This is a genomic window from Carboxydothermus hydrogenoformans Z-2901, from assembly GCF_000012865.1.
In the GTDB taxonomy this organism is placed as follows: domain Bacteria; phylum Bacillota; class Z-2901; order Carboxydothermales; family Carboxydothermaceae; genus Carboxydothermus; species Carboxydothermus hydrogenoformans.
Map to the genome: position 1 here is coordinate 636,461 of NC_007503.1, position 15,181 is coordinate 651,641.

At 44.1% G+C, this 15,181-nt stretch carries 15 protein-coding genes; 14 read left to right on the top strand and 1 reads right to left on the bottom strand.

Annotated features, from left to right (window positions below; genetic code table 11):
• Positions 1-12: 12 nt before the first annotated feature.
• From tsaE to tsaD, 4 genes are read left to right on the top strand one after another with little or no spacing between them, the layout of a single operon-like run.
• A complete protein-coding gene (gene tsaE / locus CHY_RS03265) occupies positions 13-474 on the top strand; it encodes a tRNA (adenosine(37)-N6)-threonylcarbamoyltransferase complex ATPase subunit type 1 TsaE (RefSeq protein ID WP_011343652.1) in 462 nt (153 codons plus the stop codon).
• A complete protein-coding gene (gene tsaB, locus CHY_RS03270; RefSeq protein ID WP_011343653.1) occupies positions 465-1,112 on the top strand; it encodes a tRNA (adenosine(37)-N6)-threonylcarbamoyltransferase complex dimerization subunit type 1 TsaB in 648 nt (215 codons plus the stop codon). The genes tsaE and tsaB overlap by 10 nt, the downstream gene beginning before the upstream one ends.
• Positions 1,109-1,570 (top strand): ribosomal protein S18-alanine N-acetyltransferase, encoded by a 462-nt coding sequence (gene rimI / locus CHY_RS03275; RefSeq protein ID WP_049752061.1) that lies wholly within the window; start codon positions 1,109-1,111, stop codon positions 1,568-1,570. Before tsaB ends, rimI begins: the two co-directional genes overlap by 4 nt.
• A complete protein-coding gene (gene tsaD, locus CHY_RS03280) occupies positions 1,571-2,572 on the top strand; it encodes a tRNA (adenosine(37)-N6)-threonylcarbamoyltransferase complex transferase subunit TsaD (RefSeq protein ID WP_011343655.1) in 1,002 nt (333 codons plus the stop codon).
• Between the two features lie 81 nt (positions 2,573-2,653).
• On the opposite strand, the gene CHY_RS03285 is transcribed toward tsaD, so the two are convergent.
• A complete protein-coding gene (locus CHY_RS03285; RefSeq protein ID WP_011343656.1) occupies positions 2,654-3,328 on the bottom strand; it encodes a hydrolase in 675 nt (224 codons plus the stop codon).
• 89 nt (positions 3,329-3,417) lie between these two features.
• On the opposite strand from CHY_RS03285, the gene CHY_RS03290 reads away from it, so the two are divergent.
• The 10 genes from CHY_RS03290 (at position 3,418) to cooS (ending at position 15,178) form a co-directional block, all read left to right on the top strand.
• Positions 3,418-4,716, top strand: coding sequence for a DUF512 domain-containing protein (locus CHY_RS03290; protein WP_011343657.1), 1,299 nt, complete (start codon positions 3,418-3,420; stop codon positions 4,714-4,716).
• Positions 4,717-4,801: 85 nt separating this feature from the next.
• Positions 4,802-6,082 (top strand): phenylacetate--CoA ligase family protein, encoded by a 1,281-nt coding sequence (locus CHY_RS03295; protein ID WP_011343658.1) that lies wholly within the window; start codon positions 4,802-4,804, stop codon positions 6,080-6,082.
• A gap of 14 nt (positions 6,083-6,096) precedes the next feature.
• Positions 6,097-6,528 (top strand): ACT domain-containing protein, encoded by a 432-nt coding sequence (locus tag CHY_RS03300; RefSeq protein ID WP_011343659.1) that lies wholly within the window; start codon positions 6,097-6,099, stop codon positions 6,526-6,528.
• Between the two features lie 134 nt (positions 6,529-6,662).
• Positions 6,663-7,241, top strand: coding sequence for a 5-formyltetrahydrofolate cyclo-ligase (locus CHY_RS03305; RefSeq protein ID WP_011343660.1), 579 nt, complete (start codon positions 6,663-6,665; stop codon positions 7,239-7,241).
• A 173-nt stretch (positions 7,242-7,414) separates the two neighbouring features.
• The gene (gene nuoE / locus CHY_RS03310; protein ID WP_011343661.1) at positions 7,415-7,900 is read left to right on the top strand and encodes an NADH-quinone oxidoreductase subunit NuoE; all 486 of its coding nucleotides are present in this window, start codon (positions 7,415-7,417) and stop codon (positions 7,898-7,900) included.
• A gap of 10 nt (positions 7,901-7,910) precedes the next feature.
• Positions 7,911-9,689, top strand: a complete 1,779-nt coding sequence (gene nuoF / locus CHY_RS03315; protein WP_011343662.1) for an NADH-quinone oxidoreductase subunit NuoF — start codon at positions 7,911-7,913, stop codon at positions 9,687-9,689.
• A 13-nt stretch (positions 9,690-9,702) separates the two neighbouring features.
• Positions 9,703-12,384: a formate dehydrogenase subunit alpha gene (gene fdhF, locus CHY_RS12970; RefSeq protein WP_011343663.1), complete on the top strand. Its 2,682-nt coding sequence runs from the start codon at positions 9,703-9,705 to the stop codon at positions 12,382-12,384.
• A gap of 82 nt (positions 12,385-12,466) precedes the next feature.
• The gene (locus CHY_RS03330) at positions 12,467-12,655 is read left to right on the top strand and encodes a 4-oxalocrotonate tautomerase (RefSeq protein WP_011343664.1); all 189 of its coding nucleotides are present in this window, start codon (positions 12,467-12,469) and stop codon (positions 12,653-12,655) included.
• Between the two features lie 131 nt (positions 12,656-12,786).
• Complete coding sequence (locus CHY_RS03335; RefSeq protein WP_011343665.1) at positions 12,787-13,272, top strand: 4Fe-4S dicluster domain-containing protein; 486 nt, start codon at positions 12,787-12,789, stop codon at positions 13,270-13,272.
• Between the two features lie 4 nt (positions 13,273-13,276).
• Positions 13,277-15,178, top strand: coding sequence for an anaerobic carbon-monoxide dehydrogenase catalytic subunit (gene cooS, locus CHY_RS03340; RefSeq protein ID WP_011343666.1), 1,902 nt, complete (start codon positions 13,277-13,279; stop codon positions 15,176-15,178).
• The last annotated feature ends 3 nt before the right edge of the window (positions 15,179-15,181 follow it).

Genomic DNA, 15,181 nt, shown 5'->3' on the forward strand with positions numbered 1-15,181 from the left:
GAATGGGGTTTAATGGTTGAGCTTATAAGCAAGACACCGGAAAAAACCAAAAATCTTGGAGAATATATCGGGAAAAATCTTCCTCCGGGAAGCATAATAATTTTAAGCGGTAATTTGGGAGCGGGTAAGACCCTTTTGGTATCAGGGATTGTGGCAGGACTTGGGATAAAAGCCAGGGTAAAAAGCCCAACTTTTAACCTTGTTCACACTTACCCGGGAGAAAAAGGTAACGTTAATCATTTTGATTTGTACCGAATTTCTGCCCAAGAATTTTTTGCTCTGGGTATGGATGAATATTTCACCGATTATGATATTAATCTTTTGGAATGGGGAGAAAAAATAGAAGAGGAGTTAAAGAAAGATTATTTAAAAATTACCATGGAAAATATCGCAGAAGGAGAGCGGAAAATCAAAATTGAGGCTTTTGGCGAAAAGTTTAACGAATTAATGGAGGCGCTAATAAAATGGAGTTAGCCGTAGTTGCTGCTACCAGAAGTATTTCCCTGGCTTTACGAAAAAATGATGAGATTATTTTTGAAATAAATGACCGGTTAAAGGAACCCCATGCGGCAGGTTTAATGCCCTTAATTGATTTTGCGTTAAAAAGGGTTTCGGCTAAACCTCAAGATTTAACCGCCATTTACACCGTTCTGGGACCTGGTTCCTTTACCAGTTTAAGAATTAATCTTGCTACCACTCTTGGATTGGCTCAAGCTCTTGGTATTCCCGTTTATGCTACCGATACTTTACGCTTAATTGCGGCCAATGCCGGAGCTTACCGGGGGGAAGTTATGGTTTTAATGGAAGTAAACCGGGAAGAAGTATATTTTGGACTTTTTTACAATGATTTTGTGCCCAAACCACTGGAGCAGCTTAAAGTTATCACCTTAAAAGAAGCCCAGGAGAAAGTTTACAATTTTACCGGATTGTTAATCGGCGATGGAGTGGAAAAGTTAGGAGAGATTCCAGAAAATTTAATCTATCTGAAAAAGGCAAGCGAACCAATAGCCAGCAATTTATTTTTTCTGGATTTAGAGTTAGTAAATATCTTAGAGGTAAAACCGCTCTATTTAAGAAAATCTCAAGCGGAAATCGTGCGGGAGGCAAGGTGAGTTTAAAATTGGAGTTAAAACTTATGGAATTAAAAGACCTCCCTCAGGTGTTAGATATTGAAAAACTGTCTTATACAAATCCCTGGAGTAAGGCAAGTTTCATGTACGAAATAACCGAAAATCCGTTAGCAACTTATCTGGTAGCTCGTGAGGGGGATAAAGTAATAGGGTACGGGGGTATCTGGATTGTATTGGATGAAGCTCATATAACTACTTTAGCTGTCCATCCGGCTTACCGCAGAAACGGGGTAGGAAAAAGTTTATTAAATGCGTTACTTGATGTGGCTAAAAATAGAAAGGTGAGAAGTATTATTTTAGAAGTTCGCGCTTCAAATTTTCCGGCACAGAACTTATACCAGAAGTTCGGTTTTAAACCAATAGGAATTAGAAAAAAATATTATTCCCGTCCTGAAGAAGATGCCATTGTAATGAGCCTTGAGTTAAAGGAGGATTATTAATTGGGTAAGGTTATCTTAGGCATTGAAACATCCTGCGATGAGACGGCAGTTTCCTTAGTGGAAGATGGTAGAAAGGTGTTAATTTCTTTACTTTCTTCTCAGGTTGATCTTCACCGGCTGTACGGTGGTGTAGTACCCGAAATAGCATCCCGCAGGCATTTAGAACTGATTTTTCCCCTGTTAGATGAAGCCTTTCGGAAATTCCCCAGGGAAAAGATAGCTGCGGTAGCGGTTACGTACGGTCCCGGGCTTGTAGGAGCTTTACTGGTTGGCCTTTCGGTAGCCAAAAGTTTAAGCTATGCCTTAAACGTTCCGTTAATTGGAGTTAATCACATGGAAGGGCATATTTTTGCCAATTTTCTTGAAGATGCAAATCCGGTTTTTCCGGCACTGGTGCTGGTGGTTTCGGGGGGACATACCGATTTAATTTTCATGCGGGGCTTCGGGGATTACGAGCTTTTGGGGGAAACCATTGACGATGCTGCCGGGGAGTGTTTTGATAAAGTGGGCCGGGTATTAAACTTACCCTATCCCGCGGGGCCGGTTATTGACCGGTTGAGTAAAAAGGGAAAACCCATTTATAAGTTTCCGGTAGCTCGTTTAAAAGAGGAAGGATATAACTTTAGCTTTAGCGGTTTAAAAACTGCGGTAAGAGTTTTCCGGGAAAAAAATCCCGAGGCTAAAGTTGAAGACATTGCCGCGTCTTTTCAGGAAGCTCTGGTCAGAGCTTTGGTGGAAAATACCGAAAAAGCTTTAAAAGAATGCATGCCGGCTAAGCTTTACTTAGCCGGTGGCGTTGCGGCTAACTCAAGGTTGAGAGAAGAGTTTTTAAATCTTGGTAAAACCTATAATGTTCCGGTACATTTTCCTTCCCTTCAGTACTGTACCGATAATGCGGCAATGATTGCTGCCGCCGGTTATCACCGCTATCTTTCGGGGAAGTATGCACCGCTTAATTTAAACGCCTACCCTTCGCTGATGCTCGGGGAGGAAAGATATTAATCCTGTGGAAAACTACCTGTGGATAATGTGGATAACTTTGTTGATAACTTGAGATTAAAGGGTTTGTCCTGTTGATAACTTTTAAAAATTTGTCAAAGTACTCCGGTATTTGTTCATAAGATGTCGCATGAGCTCGGCGTTTGACGGCGGAGTGTAAGTGATGGCGTTAGCTCCGGCTTCAATGGTTTTTAAAATTGAGTCGTTGTTTGGGCCACCGGTGGCAATGATGGGAACCTGGGGATAGTTTTTTCTAATTTCCCGTACCACTTGCGGGGTGCTGGGACCGGCGGAAACATTTAAAATATCGGCTCCATTGGCTAAACGTGCTTCAATATTTTCTTCCTGAGAAATTACCGTAACGATTATCGGAATACTTACCGTTTGCCTAACCATTTTTAAAGAATGATTATCGATGGGGCTGTTTAAAACAACTCCTAAAGCTCCCTGAAATTCGGCATCGAGGGCCAAGTTAACCACCCTTCGCCCGCGGGTGGTACCGCCTCCAACCCCTATGAAAACCGGCTGATCGGCAGCACTAATAATTGCATGGGTGATTATCGGCTGGGCCGTAAAAGGGTAGACGGCCATGATGGCGTCAGCGTTGTTGTTCCGGATTAATACGAGGTCGGTAGTAAAGATGATGGATTGAATATGTTTTCCCAGGATATCAATCCCGGAAGCTTCTTTAATTACTTCCGGCATTTTTATTATATTGCCCCTTAAAACGGAAGTAACTGCAGGAATAATTCTATCCAAAGTAATCGCTCCCATAATTTTTTATTTTTAGTTTTACAAATTTATTATAGCGTTAATGAAAAATCTGTAAAGAAGCCTGGTGGGAATCTATGGAAAAGTATTTGGCTGATGCGGTAAAAAGAAACGTGCTACCAATTACTTCTCGCTGTAATGTCCGCTGCCTTTTCTGCAGTCATACCGGAAACCCGTTGGAAGTTAATACCGTATCCTTTCCCCACCTACCTTTCGCAAAAATTAAAGAATTCCTTCCTTTTTTAGATCCGGAGAAGAAAATTGTTTTAGGAGAGTCGGCTACAATTATAAACGAAGGAGAACCTTTATTTCATCCGGATTTTAAAAAAATATTGCTTAAAATACGGGAATTATTTCCGAAAACTCCTCTTTCCATTACCACCAATGGCCTTCTTTTAACCCGGGAAATGGTGGACTTTTTAACTTCTCTGGGGGAAGTTGAGCTGGTAATTTCGGTAAATGCGCTAACTCCTGCCAAAAGAAAATTAATTTTCGGTTTTTATTCGGATATTTATCCTAACCTTTACTATCTGTCAGGAAAAATACCTTTTACAGCAAGTTTTGTTTTTATGCCCCACGTGGTGGGTTATGAGGAATACGTTTTGAGTATTAAAAAATTAATGCAGTTGGGGGTAGAGGCGGTAAGGGTTTTCCTTCCGGGTTTTACGAAAAAAAATAAACAATTAATTAATGCTCCTCGGGATTTAGAGAAACTTTCGCAAAAACTTTTCACAGAGTTTTTGGAGGAAAAAACACCGGTGATTATTGAACCAAAACGTTTAACGGATTTTAGAGCCGAGGTTTTAGGGGTAACCCCCGGCGGTATGGCCTATTTTTTAAAGAAAAAAGATATTATTTTAAAAATAAATGGCCAAACCCCTTTTAGCCGGATGGAAGCCCATAAACTTTTAAATACCCCCGGAGATAAGACTGTAGAAATAAGACGGCAAGGGGAAATTATGACCTTTAATTTTTCGTTAAAACCCGGCCAAAAAGCAGGAGCGGTTTTTTACCGGGATATTGAAAAAGAAAGGCTCTTAGGGATAATTAACAAGGTAAAAAAAGCTTTAGCTAAATCCCCCCTTATTTTAACTTCTTATTTTGCCACTACCTTAATCAAGAAGGGGTTACAAAAGCTTGGAGCCAATTACTTGGTCTTACCGGTTAAAAACCGGTTTTTTGGCGGAAATATTGGCTGTGCCGGTCTTTTAACGGTAGAAGATTACCTGTGGGCGGTAACAAAGGTGCTTAAAGTGCGAAAACCGGATTATCTCCTTTTACCCGGTATTTCTTTTGACGACCGGGGCCGGGATTTAACCGGTAGAAGTTATCTCGAAATTGAAGATTACTTTAAAATTAAGACGGAAATTTTCTAAAAAAGTTTTAAGCTAAAAGGAAAAATTTTTGTTTTGTTGAATATATAAAAAAATTTTATCTATTTGAAGGGGGGTAACCTGGAAAATGTTTCGCAATCGGGAAGAAATTAAAGAAATACAGCTTCACCGCTTGAAAGACTTAGTGAAAAGGTTGTACGAACGGGTGCCTTTTTACCGGCAGAAATTAGATGCCATTGGTTTTACACCGGACAAACTAAAATCCTTGGAAGATCTTCGGCATCTTCCTTTTACTACCAAACAGGACCTGCGGGATAACTACCCCTTTGGCCTTTTTGCGGTAAGCCAGGAAGAAATTGTGAGAATTCATGCTTCTTCCGGTACCACCGGCAAACCCACGGTGGTGGGTTATACCAGAAATGATATTGACCTCTGGAGTGAATTAATGGCAAGGTCAATGAGAAATGCCGGGGTAACTTCCCGCGATATCATTCACAATGCTTATGGCTACGGGCTTTTTACCGGGGGGCTGGGTTTTCATTACGGCGCTGAAAAATTAGGGGCAACGGTGGTGCCGGTTTCCGGGGGTAACAGCAAACGGCAGTTAATGCTGATGGAAGATTTTGGAGCTACAGTCTTAACCTGTACCCCTTCTTATGCTTTGCATTTGGCCGAAGAAATGGAAGAGCAGGGCATTTCCCGGGACAGGTTAAAATTGCGACTGGGGATTTTTGGTGCCGAGCCCTGGAGTGAAGAATTAAGGACCAAAATTGAAGAAAAGTTGAAAATAAAAGCCATTGACGTTTACGGCTTAAGTGAAATCCTGGGACCGGGAGTAGCAATGGAGTGTCAGGAACAAAAAGGCTTGCACATTAATGAAGACCATTTCCTTCCGGAAATCATTGACCCGGATACCGGTGAGGTATTGCCGTACGGGGAAAAAGGGGAGCTGGTAATAACCACCCTGACCAAGGAAGGAATTCCCCTTTTAAGGTACCGCACCAGGGATATTACCGCCCTTTATCCGGAACCGTGTGCCTGCGGGAACGGCTTAATTAGAATGGACCGGGTAACCGGCAGAAGCGATGATATGTTGATTATTCGCGGGGTTAACGTCTTTCCTTCCCAAATTGAAACGGTGCTTTTATCTCTGGGTTATACCGAGCCCCACTACATGATTGTGGTGGATAAAAAAGGAGCCTTGGACCAGTTAGAAGTTTGGGTGGAACTGTCGGAACAGTTCTTTTCCGATGAAATAAAGAAGCTTGAACAATGGGAAAAGAAAGTGGAAGGAGAACTTTTCACGGTCCTGGGGATTAATGCTAAAGTGCGGTTAGTGGAGCCCCGCAGTATTCCGCGCAGTGAAGGTAAGGCCAAGCGGATTTGGGATAGAAGAGAGTTAAAATAAAAGGAGGGAGTTAGATGATTGTTAAGCAGCTGTCGGTTTTTTTGGAAAACAAATCGGGAAGACTTGCCCGGGTGACCGAGATTTTAGGGGAAAATAACATCAATATTCGGGCTTTATCCATTGCCGATACTACCGATTTTGGTATTTTAAGGCTTATTGTGAACAAGCCCAATGAAGCTTATAAGCTGTTAAAAGAAGAACAGTTTATGGTAAGTTTAACCGATGTTATTGCTGTGGAAGTGCCCGATAAGCCCGGGGGACTGGCCGGGGTTTTAAAAATTTTAGAGCCCTACAACATCAACATCGAATACTTATATGCTTTTGTGGAGAAATCTTCTAATAATGCCCTGGTGGTTTTTCGGGTAGAAGAGCTTGAAAAAGCAATTAAAATTTTAACCGATAATGGAGTCAAAGTGCTGGCGGGTAACGAGGTTTATAGTTTGTAACCGGCAAATTTTGCCGGTTTTTTTGTTAATTTAGTTTTAAAAATGATTAAAAATAGCAGGAATATTAACGAATAAAGAGAATACTTAAACAGTTAGTCTATTTTTGAAAAATCTGAAAATAAGGAAGATCATGGATGGATGATAAAAAAGTATTGAGAAAGGAAATATTAAACAAAAGAGCCGCCCAAACTCCCGCTGAAATAGCTGCAAAAAGTTCCAGAATTTTAACACTTTTAAAAGCCTTTGCGCCCTATCAACAGGCGCGGACGGTAATGGTTTACCTGGATTTTCGCGGGGAGGTTAAAACCCGGGAAATTATCAGGGACTTATGGGCTTACGGTAAAAAAGTGGTAATACCGGTGACAGTTCTTTCGGAAAAAAAGCTTTTACCGGTTTACCTTAGAGATTTTGGGGACCTGGTAGAAGGAACTTACGGAATCCTGGAGCCTAAAGAGGAAGCAAGAACGATTGCGGAACCGGAAGTAATTGATTTGGTCCTGGTACCGGGAGTAGCTTTTGATTTAAAGGGAAACCGCCTGGGATACGGAGCCGGTTTTTACGACCGATTTTTACCCAATCTTCAGCCCGCGGTAAAAAAGGTGGCTTTAGCCTTCGAACTACAAATAGTACCCAAAATTCCAACCGGACCCCACGATATCCCAATGGATTATATCATAACCGAAGAGCGCATTATAAACTGCCGCCTTTATTAAAAAGTTTATAAAGGTTTATTTATTAATGTTTTCTCCAACTTCTAACATCTAACTTCCAATATCTAAGTTGTTTTTATCAAAAGGTTATAAAAGGTTATTAAGGTTTATTATTTAATGTTTTTTCCAACATCCAATCTCTAACTTCCAACATCTAATTAGGGGGTGTATTTTCTTTGGTTTGTGCCTGCGGGAAGGAAGTAGTTGATCCAAAAAAAGAAAAACTAAAAGAACTGCTATCTCAGTATCAAGGGCAAAAAGGGGCTCTGATTCCGGTTTTACAGGGTGCTCAGGAAATTTATGGCTATCTTCCCAGAGAGGTTATGGAAGAAATAAGTCGTAGCCTTAAAATTCCTTTTAGCAAGGTTTATGGAGTGGCAACCTTCTATGCTCAGTTTCATCTAAAGCCTCGCGGACGCAATGTGATTCGCGCCTGTCTGGGGACTGCCTGTCATGTACGCGGTGGAGCGAAAGTATTTGAGACCCTAAAGAATGAACTGGGAATTGGTGATGGGGAGACGACTCCCGATTTACGGTTTACCCTGGAATCGGTAGCCTGCATTGGAGCCTGCGGGTTAGCTCCGGTAATTATGGTCAACAATGATACTTACGGCCGGCTTACCCCGGATAAGGTAAAAGAAATTCTTGCCAAGTACGAATAGGGGGTGCCTTATGAGAAAGGTTTTGATTTGTGCGGGGACTGGTTGCATTTCGTCCGGTTCACCTAAAGTTACCGAAAAGTTTCGGGAAGAACTATCAAAAAGAGGTATTACCGATATAGAGGTTTACAATACCGGCTGTCACGGTTTTTGCGAACAGGGACCAATTGTGATCATTGAGCCCGATAAAACTTTTTACTGCCGGGTAGAGGTGGACGATGTACCGGAAATTATTGAAAAGCACCTTTTAGGTGGACAAATTGTGGAAAAAGTTTTATTCCACGAACCCCAGGTAGACAAAAAGGTGGAAAAGTACACCGATATCTCTTTTTATGCTAAACAAAAGCGGCTGGTCCTCCATAACTGCGGGCATATTAACCCGGAACGGATTGAAGATTATGTAGCAAATGGTGGTTATGAAGCCTTAAGAAAGGTACTTACTTCCATGTCGCCGCAGGAAGTGGTTGATGAAATTAAAAAATCCGGCTTACGCGGACGGGGTGGCGGCGGTTTTCCTACCGGTTTGAAGTGGCAGTTTACCAGGGATGCCAAAGGGGATAAAAAATATGTGGTGTGTAACGCCGACGAAGGCGACCCGGGAGCTTTTATGGACCGGTCCGTGTTAGAAGGAGATCCCCACGCGGTTTTAGAAGGGATGGCCATTTGCGGCTATGCGGTGGGGGCTGACGAAGGTTATATCTACGTGCGGGCTGAGTACCCTCTGGCCATAAAACGCTTGCAAATTGCCATAAAACAGGCGGAAGAAAAGGGTTATTTAGGAGAAAATATCTTTGGTAGCGGCTTTAATTTCCGGATAAAAATTAAAGCTGGTGCGGGAGCTTTTGTTTGCGGTGAAGAAACCGCCCTTTTGACTTCCATTGAAGGAAATAGAGGAATGCCAAGACCGCGGCCGCCTTTTCCGGCGGTAAAAGGCCTCTGGGGTAAGCCCACCAATATCAATAACGTCGAAACATTTGCCAACGTGCCCTTAATCATCAAAAACGGCGCCGACTGGTATGCCTCCATGGGTACCGAAGGAAGTAAAGGAACAAAGATTTTTGCTTTAACCGGTAAGGTTAATAATACCGGTCTGGTGGAAGTACCGATGGGCATTACCATGCGCCAGATAATTTTTGATATTGGCGGTGGCATTAAGGGAGGTCGGAAGTTTAAAGCGGTACAAATTGGGGGTCCATCAGGTGGGTGCTTGCCGGAAGAACTTTTAGACTTACCGGTAGATTATGATTCGTTAATTAAAGCCGGGGCGATGATGGGTTCCGGCGGGCTTGTGGTAATGGACGAAACTACCTGCATGGTGGACGTGGCCAAGTTTTTCTTAAGATTTACCCAAAAGGAATCGTGCGGGAAATGCGTTCCCTGCCGGGAAGGAACTAAACGGATGTTAGAAATCTTAGAAAAAATCACCGAAGGGAAAGGCGAACCCGGGGATCTTGAAACCTTAGAAAAACTTGCCTATAACATTAAGAACTCCAGCCTTTGCGGTCTGGGCCAAACGGCACCCAATCCGGTTTTATCAACATTGAGGTATTTCCGGCATGAGTACGAGGCTCATATTTACGATAAAAAGTGTCCGGCCGGCGTTTGCGCGGCGCTCTTAGAATATAAGATCCTTGAAGATAAATGTGTCGGTTGCGGCGCCTGTGCCCGGGTTTGCCCCGTGGGAGCAATCTCCGGCGAAAGAAAACAGCCGCACCAGATTGACCCTGAAAAGTGCATTAAGTGCGGTTCGTGTATGGAAAAATGTAAGTTTGGCGCAATAGTTAAAGGTTAAAGGGGGGATACGGATGGCAGACGTTACTTTAAAAATAAACGGTATAGAAGTGACGGTGCCCGAAGGCACGACGATTTTGGAAGCGGCTCAAATTGCTGGCTTTAAGATTCCAACCCTCTGCTACGACCCAGAGCTTTCTAAACCCGGAGCTTGCAGGATATGTGTGGTCGAGGTTAAGGGAGCGAGAAACTTAGTTGCTTCCTGTGTCACTCCGGTGGCTCCGGGAATGGAGGTTTTAACCCATTCGGAGCCGGTAATCAATGCCCGGAGGGAAATTTTGGACCTTCTTTTAAGCAATCATCCGGAAGACTGCTTGACTTGTGATAAAATGGGAGAATGTGCCCTTGCCGATTATGCTTATGAGTACGGGGTGCGCCGGGGAAGTTATCAGGGAGAAAAAAATGTCTACCCCATTGAAGACAACAACCCGTTTATTGTTCGGGACATGAACAAATGTATTCTTTGTGGCAAATGCGTCCGGGTTTGCGACGAGATTGTTGGTTATTCGGTAATAGACTTTATTAACCGGGGCTTTAAAACCAAAGTGGCACCGCCGTATGACGGGACTTTGGCGGAGTCCAACTGTGTCTTTTGCGGAAGCTGCGTTACCGTTTGTCCTACCGGAGCTTTGACGGTCAAAGATACCCGGGGGAAATTTAGACCCTGGGAGGTAAAACGGGTAAAAACCACCTGTCCCTACTGCGGGGTTGGCTGTAACTTTGACCTTCTGGTAAAAGATGATAAGGTGGTAGGAGTAGCTCCGAATCCTACCTCCGAAGTAAATGGCCGGTTTATGTGCGTTAAGGGACGTTTTGGGTACAAGTTTATCCATAGCGATGACCGGCTGACCAAACCGCTAATTAAGAAAAATGGCGAGCTGACAGAAGCTTCCTGGGATGAAGCATTAACTTTGGTAGCGGAAAAACTCGGGGAGATAAAAGCCAAATACGGTAGTGATTCGATTGGGGTTCTGGCTTCGGCCAAGTGTACTAACGAGGAAAATTATCTTTTAAGCAAATTTACCCGGGCGGTGCTTGGTACCAATAATATTGACCACTGTGCCCGGCTCTGACACTCGCCTTCGGTGGCAGGTCTTGCCGCCGCTTTTGGCAGTGGTGCCATGACCAATAGCTTTGAAGACATAATGGAAACGGAATTAATTATGTTAATTGGTTCCAATACTACCGAATCCCATCCTGTAGCCGGTTACAAAATTAAGCAGGCGGTGAAGAAAGGAGCCAAACTCATAGTCATTGACCCCAGAAATATTGAGCTGGCAAGTTATGCGGATCTTCACCTCCAGTTAAAGCCGGGAACGAATCTGCCTTTGTTAAATGCTATGGCCCATGTGATAATTGAGGAGGGACTGTACAACGAACAATTTATCCGGGAGCGTACCGAAGGCTTTGACTCGTATAAGGATACGGTTAAAGATTATTCACCGGAAGCGGTAGCAGAAATTTGTGGCGTTCCCGCCGAAAAAATCCGGGAAGCGGCCCGGATGTATGCCAAGGCCGGAAAAGCCATGATTTTATACACCATGGGGGTTACCCAGTTTAGCTTCGGTACCTACGGAGTACTGGCGGTGGCCAATTTAGCCATGCTTACCGGTCATGTAGGTAAGGATGGTGCCGGGGTAAACCCGCTTAGGGGTCAAAATAATGTTCAGGGCGCCTGCGATATGGGCGGCCTTCCCAACGTTTTTACGGGATATCAGCGGGTAGATGATCCGGCCGCCAACGAAAAATTCTCCAAAGCCTGGGGCGTTAAGCTTCCGGAAAAGCCGGGATTAACCCTGGGGGAAATGTTTGATGGGGCGTTAAAGGGCAATATTAAAGCCATGTATATTATGGGTGAAAACCCGGTTTTATCCGATCCCGATGCCCGGCACATCGAAGAAGCTTTAAAGAAGCTTGATTTCCTGGTGGTGCAGGATATTTTCTTAACCGAAACGGCAAAATTTGCCGATGTAGTATTGCCGGCAGCAACCTTTGCCGAAAAAGATGGTACCTTTACCAATACCGAACGTCGGGTACAAAGGGTAAGGAAAGCAATTCCCTGTGTAGGGGAAGCCAAACCCGACTGGGAGATTATTGCACTGGTGGCCACCAAAATGGGTTATCCGATGAGTTATTCTTCGGCGGAAGAAATCTTTGACGAAATGCGGACCCTTACTCCCAGCTATGCGGGGATTACCTATGAACGCCTGGAGAAAAAGAGCCTCCAGTGGCCGTGTCCAGCTCCCGACCATCCGGGGACCAAGTTTCTCCACAGCGATAAATTTGTGCGCGGCAAAGGCCTGTTCCACCCGATTCCGTTCAAGGAACCGGAGGAAAAACCGGACAGCGAGTATCCCTTTACTTTAATTACCGGCCGCCGGCTTTACCACTACCATACCGGAACGATGAGCCGCCGGTCCATGATGGGCGAACATGTACCGGAAGATCATTTAGAAATGAACCCCGCCGATGCTAAGAAACTTAATATAAAAGATGGAGATAGGGTAAGGGTAACCACTCGCCGGGGAAGTGTGGAAATTAAGGTAGCGCTAACCGATAAGGTACCGGAAGGAACCGTCTTTGCTTCCTTCCACTTCTTTGAAAGTCCGGTCAACCAGGTTACCAATCCGGCCCGGGACCCAATGGCTAAAACGCCGGAACTAAAATATTCTGCAGCCAAAATTGAGAAACTTTAAGGGACGGTTCTGTAAACCACCATTTTACAATGAATAGAATGTGGTGGCTGTAAGAACCGTCCCTGGAGGAGGAGGTATAAGGATGCCGATTATTCAAATTGAACTTTTAGAAGGAAGAACTGTTGAGCAAAAACGGGAACTGGTGAAAAGAATTACCGAGGTAACTGTTGATGTTGTAAAATGTCCACCGGAAGCGGTGAAAATTATCATCAGGGAAATGAAACCGGAAAATTACGGTGATGGTGGAGTGTTACGGGCAGATAAAAAATAGAGAAAAAAGGCGGCTTTAAAAGGCCGTCTTTTTTCTTGGAATAAAAATCTAAAAATTTTGAAAAATAATTGCAGGAATTGGCAAAAAGATTTAGAAATATATACTTAGTACAAACTTTTGGAGGTGATAATTTGCGTGAGATTTTAGTTGATTTAGAAAAATGCCTTGGTTGTAAAACCTGTGAACTGGTTTGTGCTACCTCCCATTCTAAGACTAAAGAGCTATATACAGCAATCTCAGAAAATCCCCGACCGCAAAGACGGATTTTTGTTGAGGCCAATGGTTCCACCAATTTCCCTTTGATGTGCCGGCATTGTGAAGACGCTCCCTGTGTTACCGCTTGCATGAGCGGAGCTTTAACCAAAGATGAACTAACCGGTGAAGTGCTGTTAAACTCCCAAAGGTGTATTGGCTGTTTTATGTGCGTGATGGTTTGTCCTTTCGGAGTAATTATCGAAAACCAGCATAAAGCCGCGAAATGTGACCGCTGTGCTGAAATTGGCTATCCCCAGTGCGTTTTAGCCTGTCCCACCAAAGCCCTGTCCTTTGCAGAAGTTCCCGTTTATGCCAAAAAGGAACGAAAGAAATACTTAACAAATTTTTTGATGAAGGAGTGATTTTATGGATAAAAGCAAATTATCGGTAGACCCGGTAATTCCCAATCTTTATCGGAAAGCCCGGGAAGAAGGGATTTCCACCGTTTTTGACCGGTATGAAGCGCAGCAGCCTCAGTGCGGTTTTGGCTTAACAGGCCTTTGCTGTCGTCACTGCGTCCAGGGACCGTGCCGGATCGACCCCTTTGGGGAAGGACCGCAAGCGGGAATTTGCGGGGCAACGGCCGAAGTAATAACGGCAAGAAATCTACTGCGTCAGGTAACTGCCGGTGCTGCCGCTCATGTGGACCATGCCTATGATGTTCTGGAAGTTTTGGAACAAATTGCCCAAGGTACGGAAAGCTACAGTATTAAGGATCAGGAAAAATTAAAGCAGGTAGCTTTTACCTTAGGTATAGATACAGCTAATAAAACAGAGCAGGAAATTGTTGAAGAAATGTGCCAAATTATCTACCGGGATTTTGCCAATTCCGGCGCAACTCCCATGACCTACCTGAAAGCCAATTCTCCGCGGGAGCGCCTCGAAACCTGGGAAAAGTTAGGAGTACTGCCGCGAAACCCGGACAGGGAAATTAGAGAAGCTCTGCACCAGACTACAATGGGGATGGATGCGGACCCGGTAAATTTAATCTTAAAGACTATCCGGCTTGGTCTGGTGGATGGTTTTGCGGGACTCAAGCTGGCCACGGACTTACAGGACATAATATTTGGAACTCCCCAGCCGGTGGTAACAGAAGCCAACCTGGGTGTACTTAAAGAAGACTACGTCAATATCATTGTCCATGGCCACGTACCTTTGCTTTCGGAAAAAATTGTTGAGTGGAGCAGAAAATTGGAAGATGAGGCGAAAAAGGCAGGGGCAAAAGGAATCAATCTTGCCGGGATATGTTGTACCGGTAATGAAGTGTTAATGCGGCAAGGGGTTCCTCTGGCGACTAACTTCCTGGCCCAGGAATTGGCGATTATTACCGGCGCTGTGGATTTAATGGTAGTGGATGTTCAGTGCATTATGCCGTCTTTAGCGGAAATTGCTGCTTGCTACCATACCCGCCTGGTCACTACCATGCCTATTGTCAAAATTCCCGGAGCGGAACACGTACCTTTTACCACCGAAACTGCCGATGAAGCCTCCCAGCAGATTGTCCGGATGGCTATTGAAAGTTACCAAAAAAGAAATCCAGCCAAGGTCTATATTCCCAGGGAAAAAGCCAAAGTAGTAGCAGGATTTAGCGTGGAAGCAATAGTAAAAGCTTTAGCGAAACTAAATCCTGATGACCCGTTAAAGCCCTTAATTGACAATATTGTTTCTGGCAATATTCTGGGGGTAGTGGCTACCGTAGGTTGTAATAACGTCAAAGTAAAACACGATTGGTTTCATATAGAACTGGTAAAAGAATTAATTAAAAACAACGTTTTAGTAGTTACTACCGGCTGTTCCGCTCATGCCTTAGCCAAAGCAGGATTGATGGATCCCGCAGCAGCCGAATGGGCTGGCGAAGGGTTAAGAGCTGTCTTAACGGCAATAGGTACGGCCAATGATTTGGGAGGACCGCTGCCTCCGGTTTTGCACATGGGAAGCTGTGTGGATAATTCCCGAATCGGGGATTTAGTCATAGCCGTAGCCAATTACCTTAAAGTTAGTCCCAAAGACCTGCCAATTGCTGCTTCTGCCCCGGAATACCAGCATGAAAAAGCTTTGAGCATTGGAACCTGGGCGGTGGCGATGGGAATAATGACCCACCTGGGAGTTGTTCCACCGGTTGTTGGAAGTTCCAAAGTTACCCGGATTTTAACCCAGGACGCCGAAGCTTTAATTGGCGGTAAGTTTTACGTGGAAACGGATCCTTATAAAGCAGCAGCCGGTATTATTGAACATATTAAAGCTAAACGGGCTTTGTTAAACCTTTAGGGG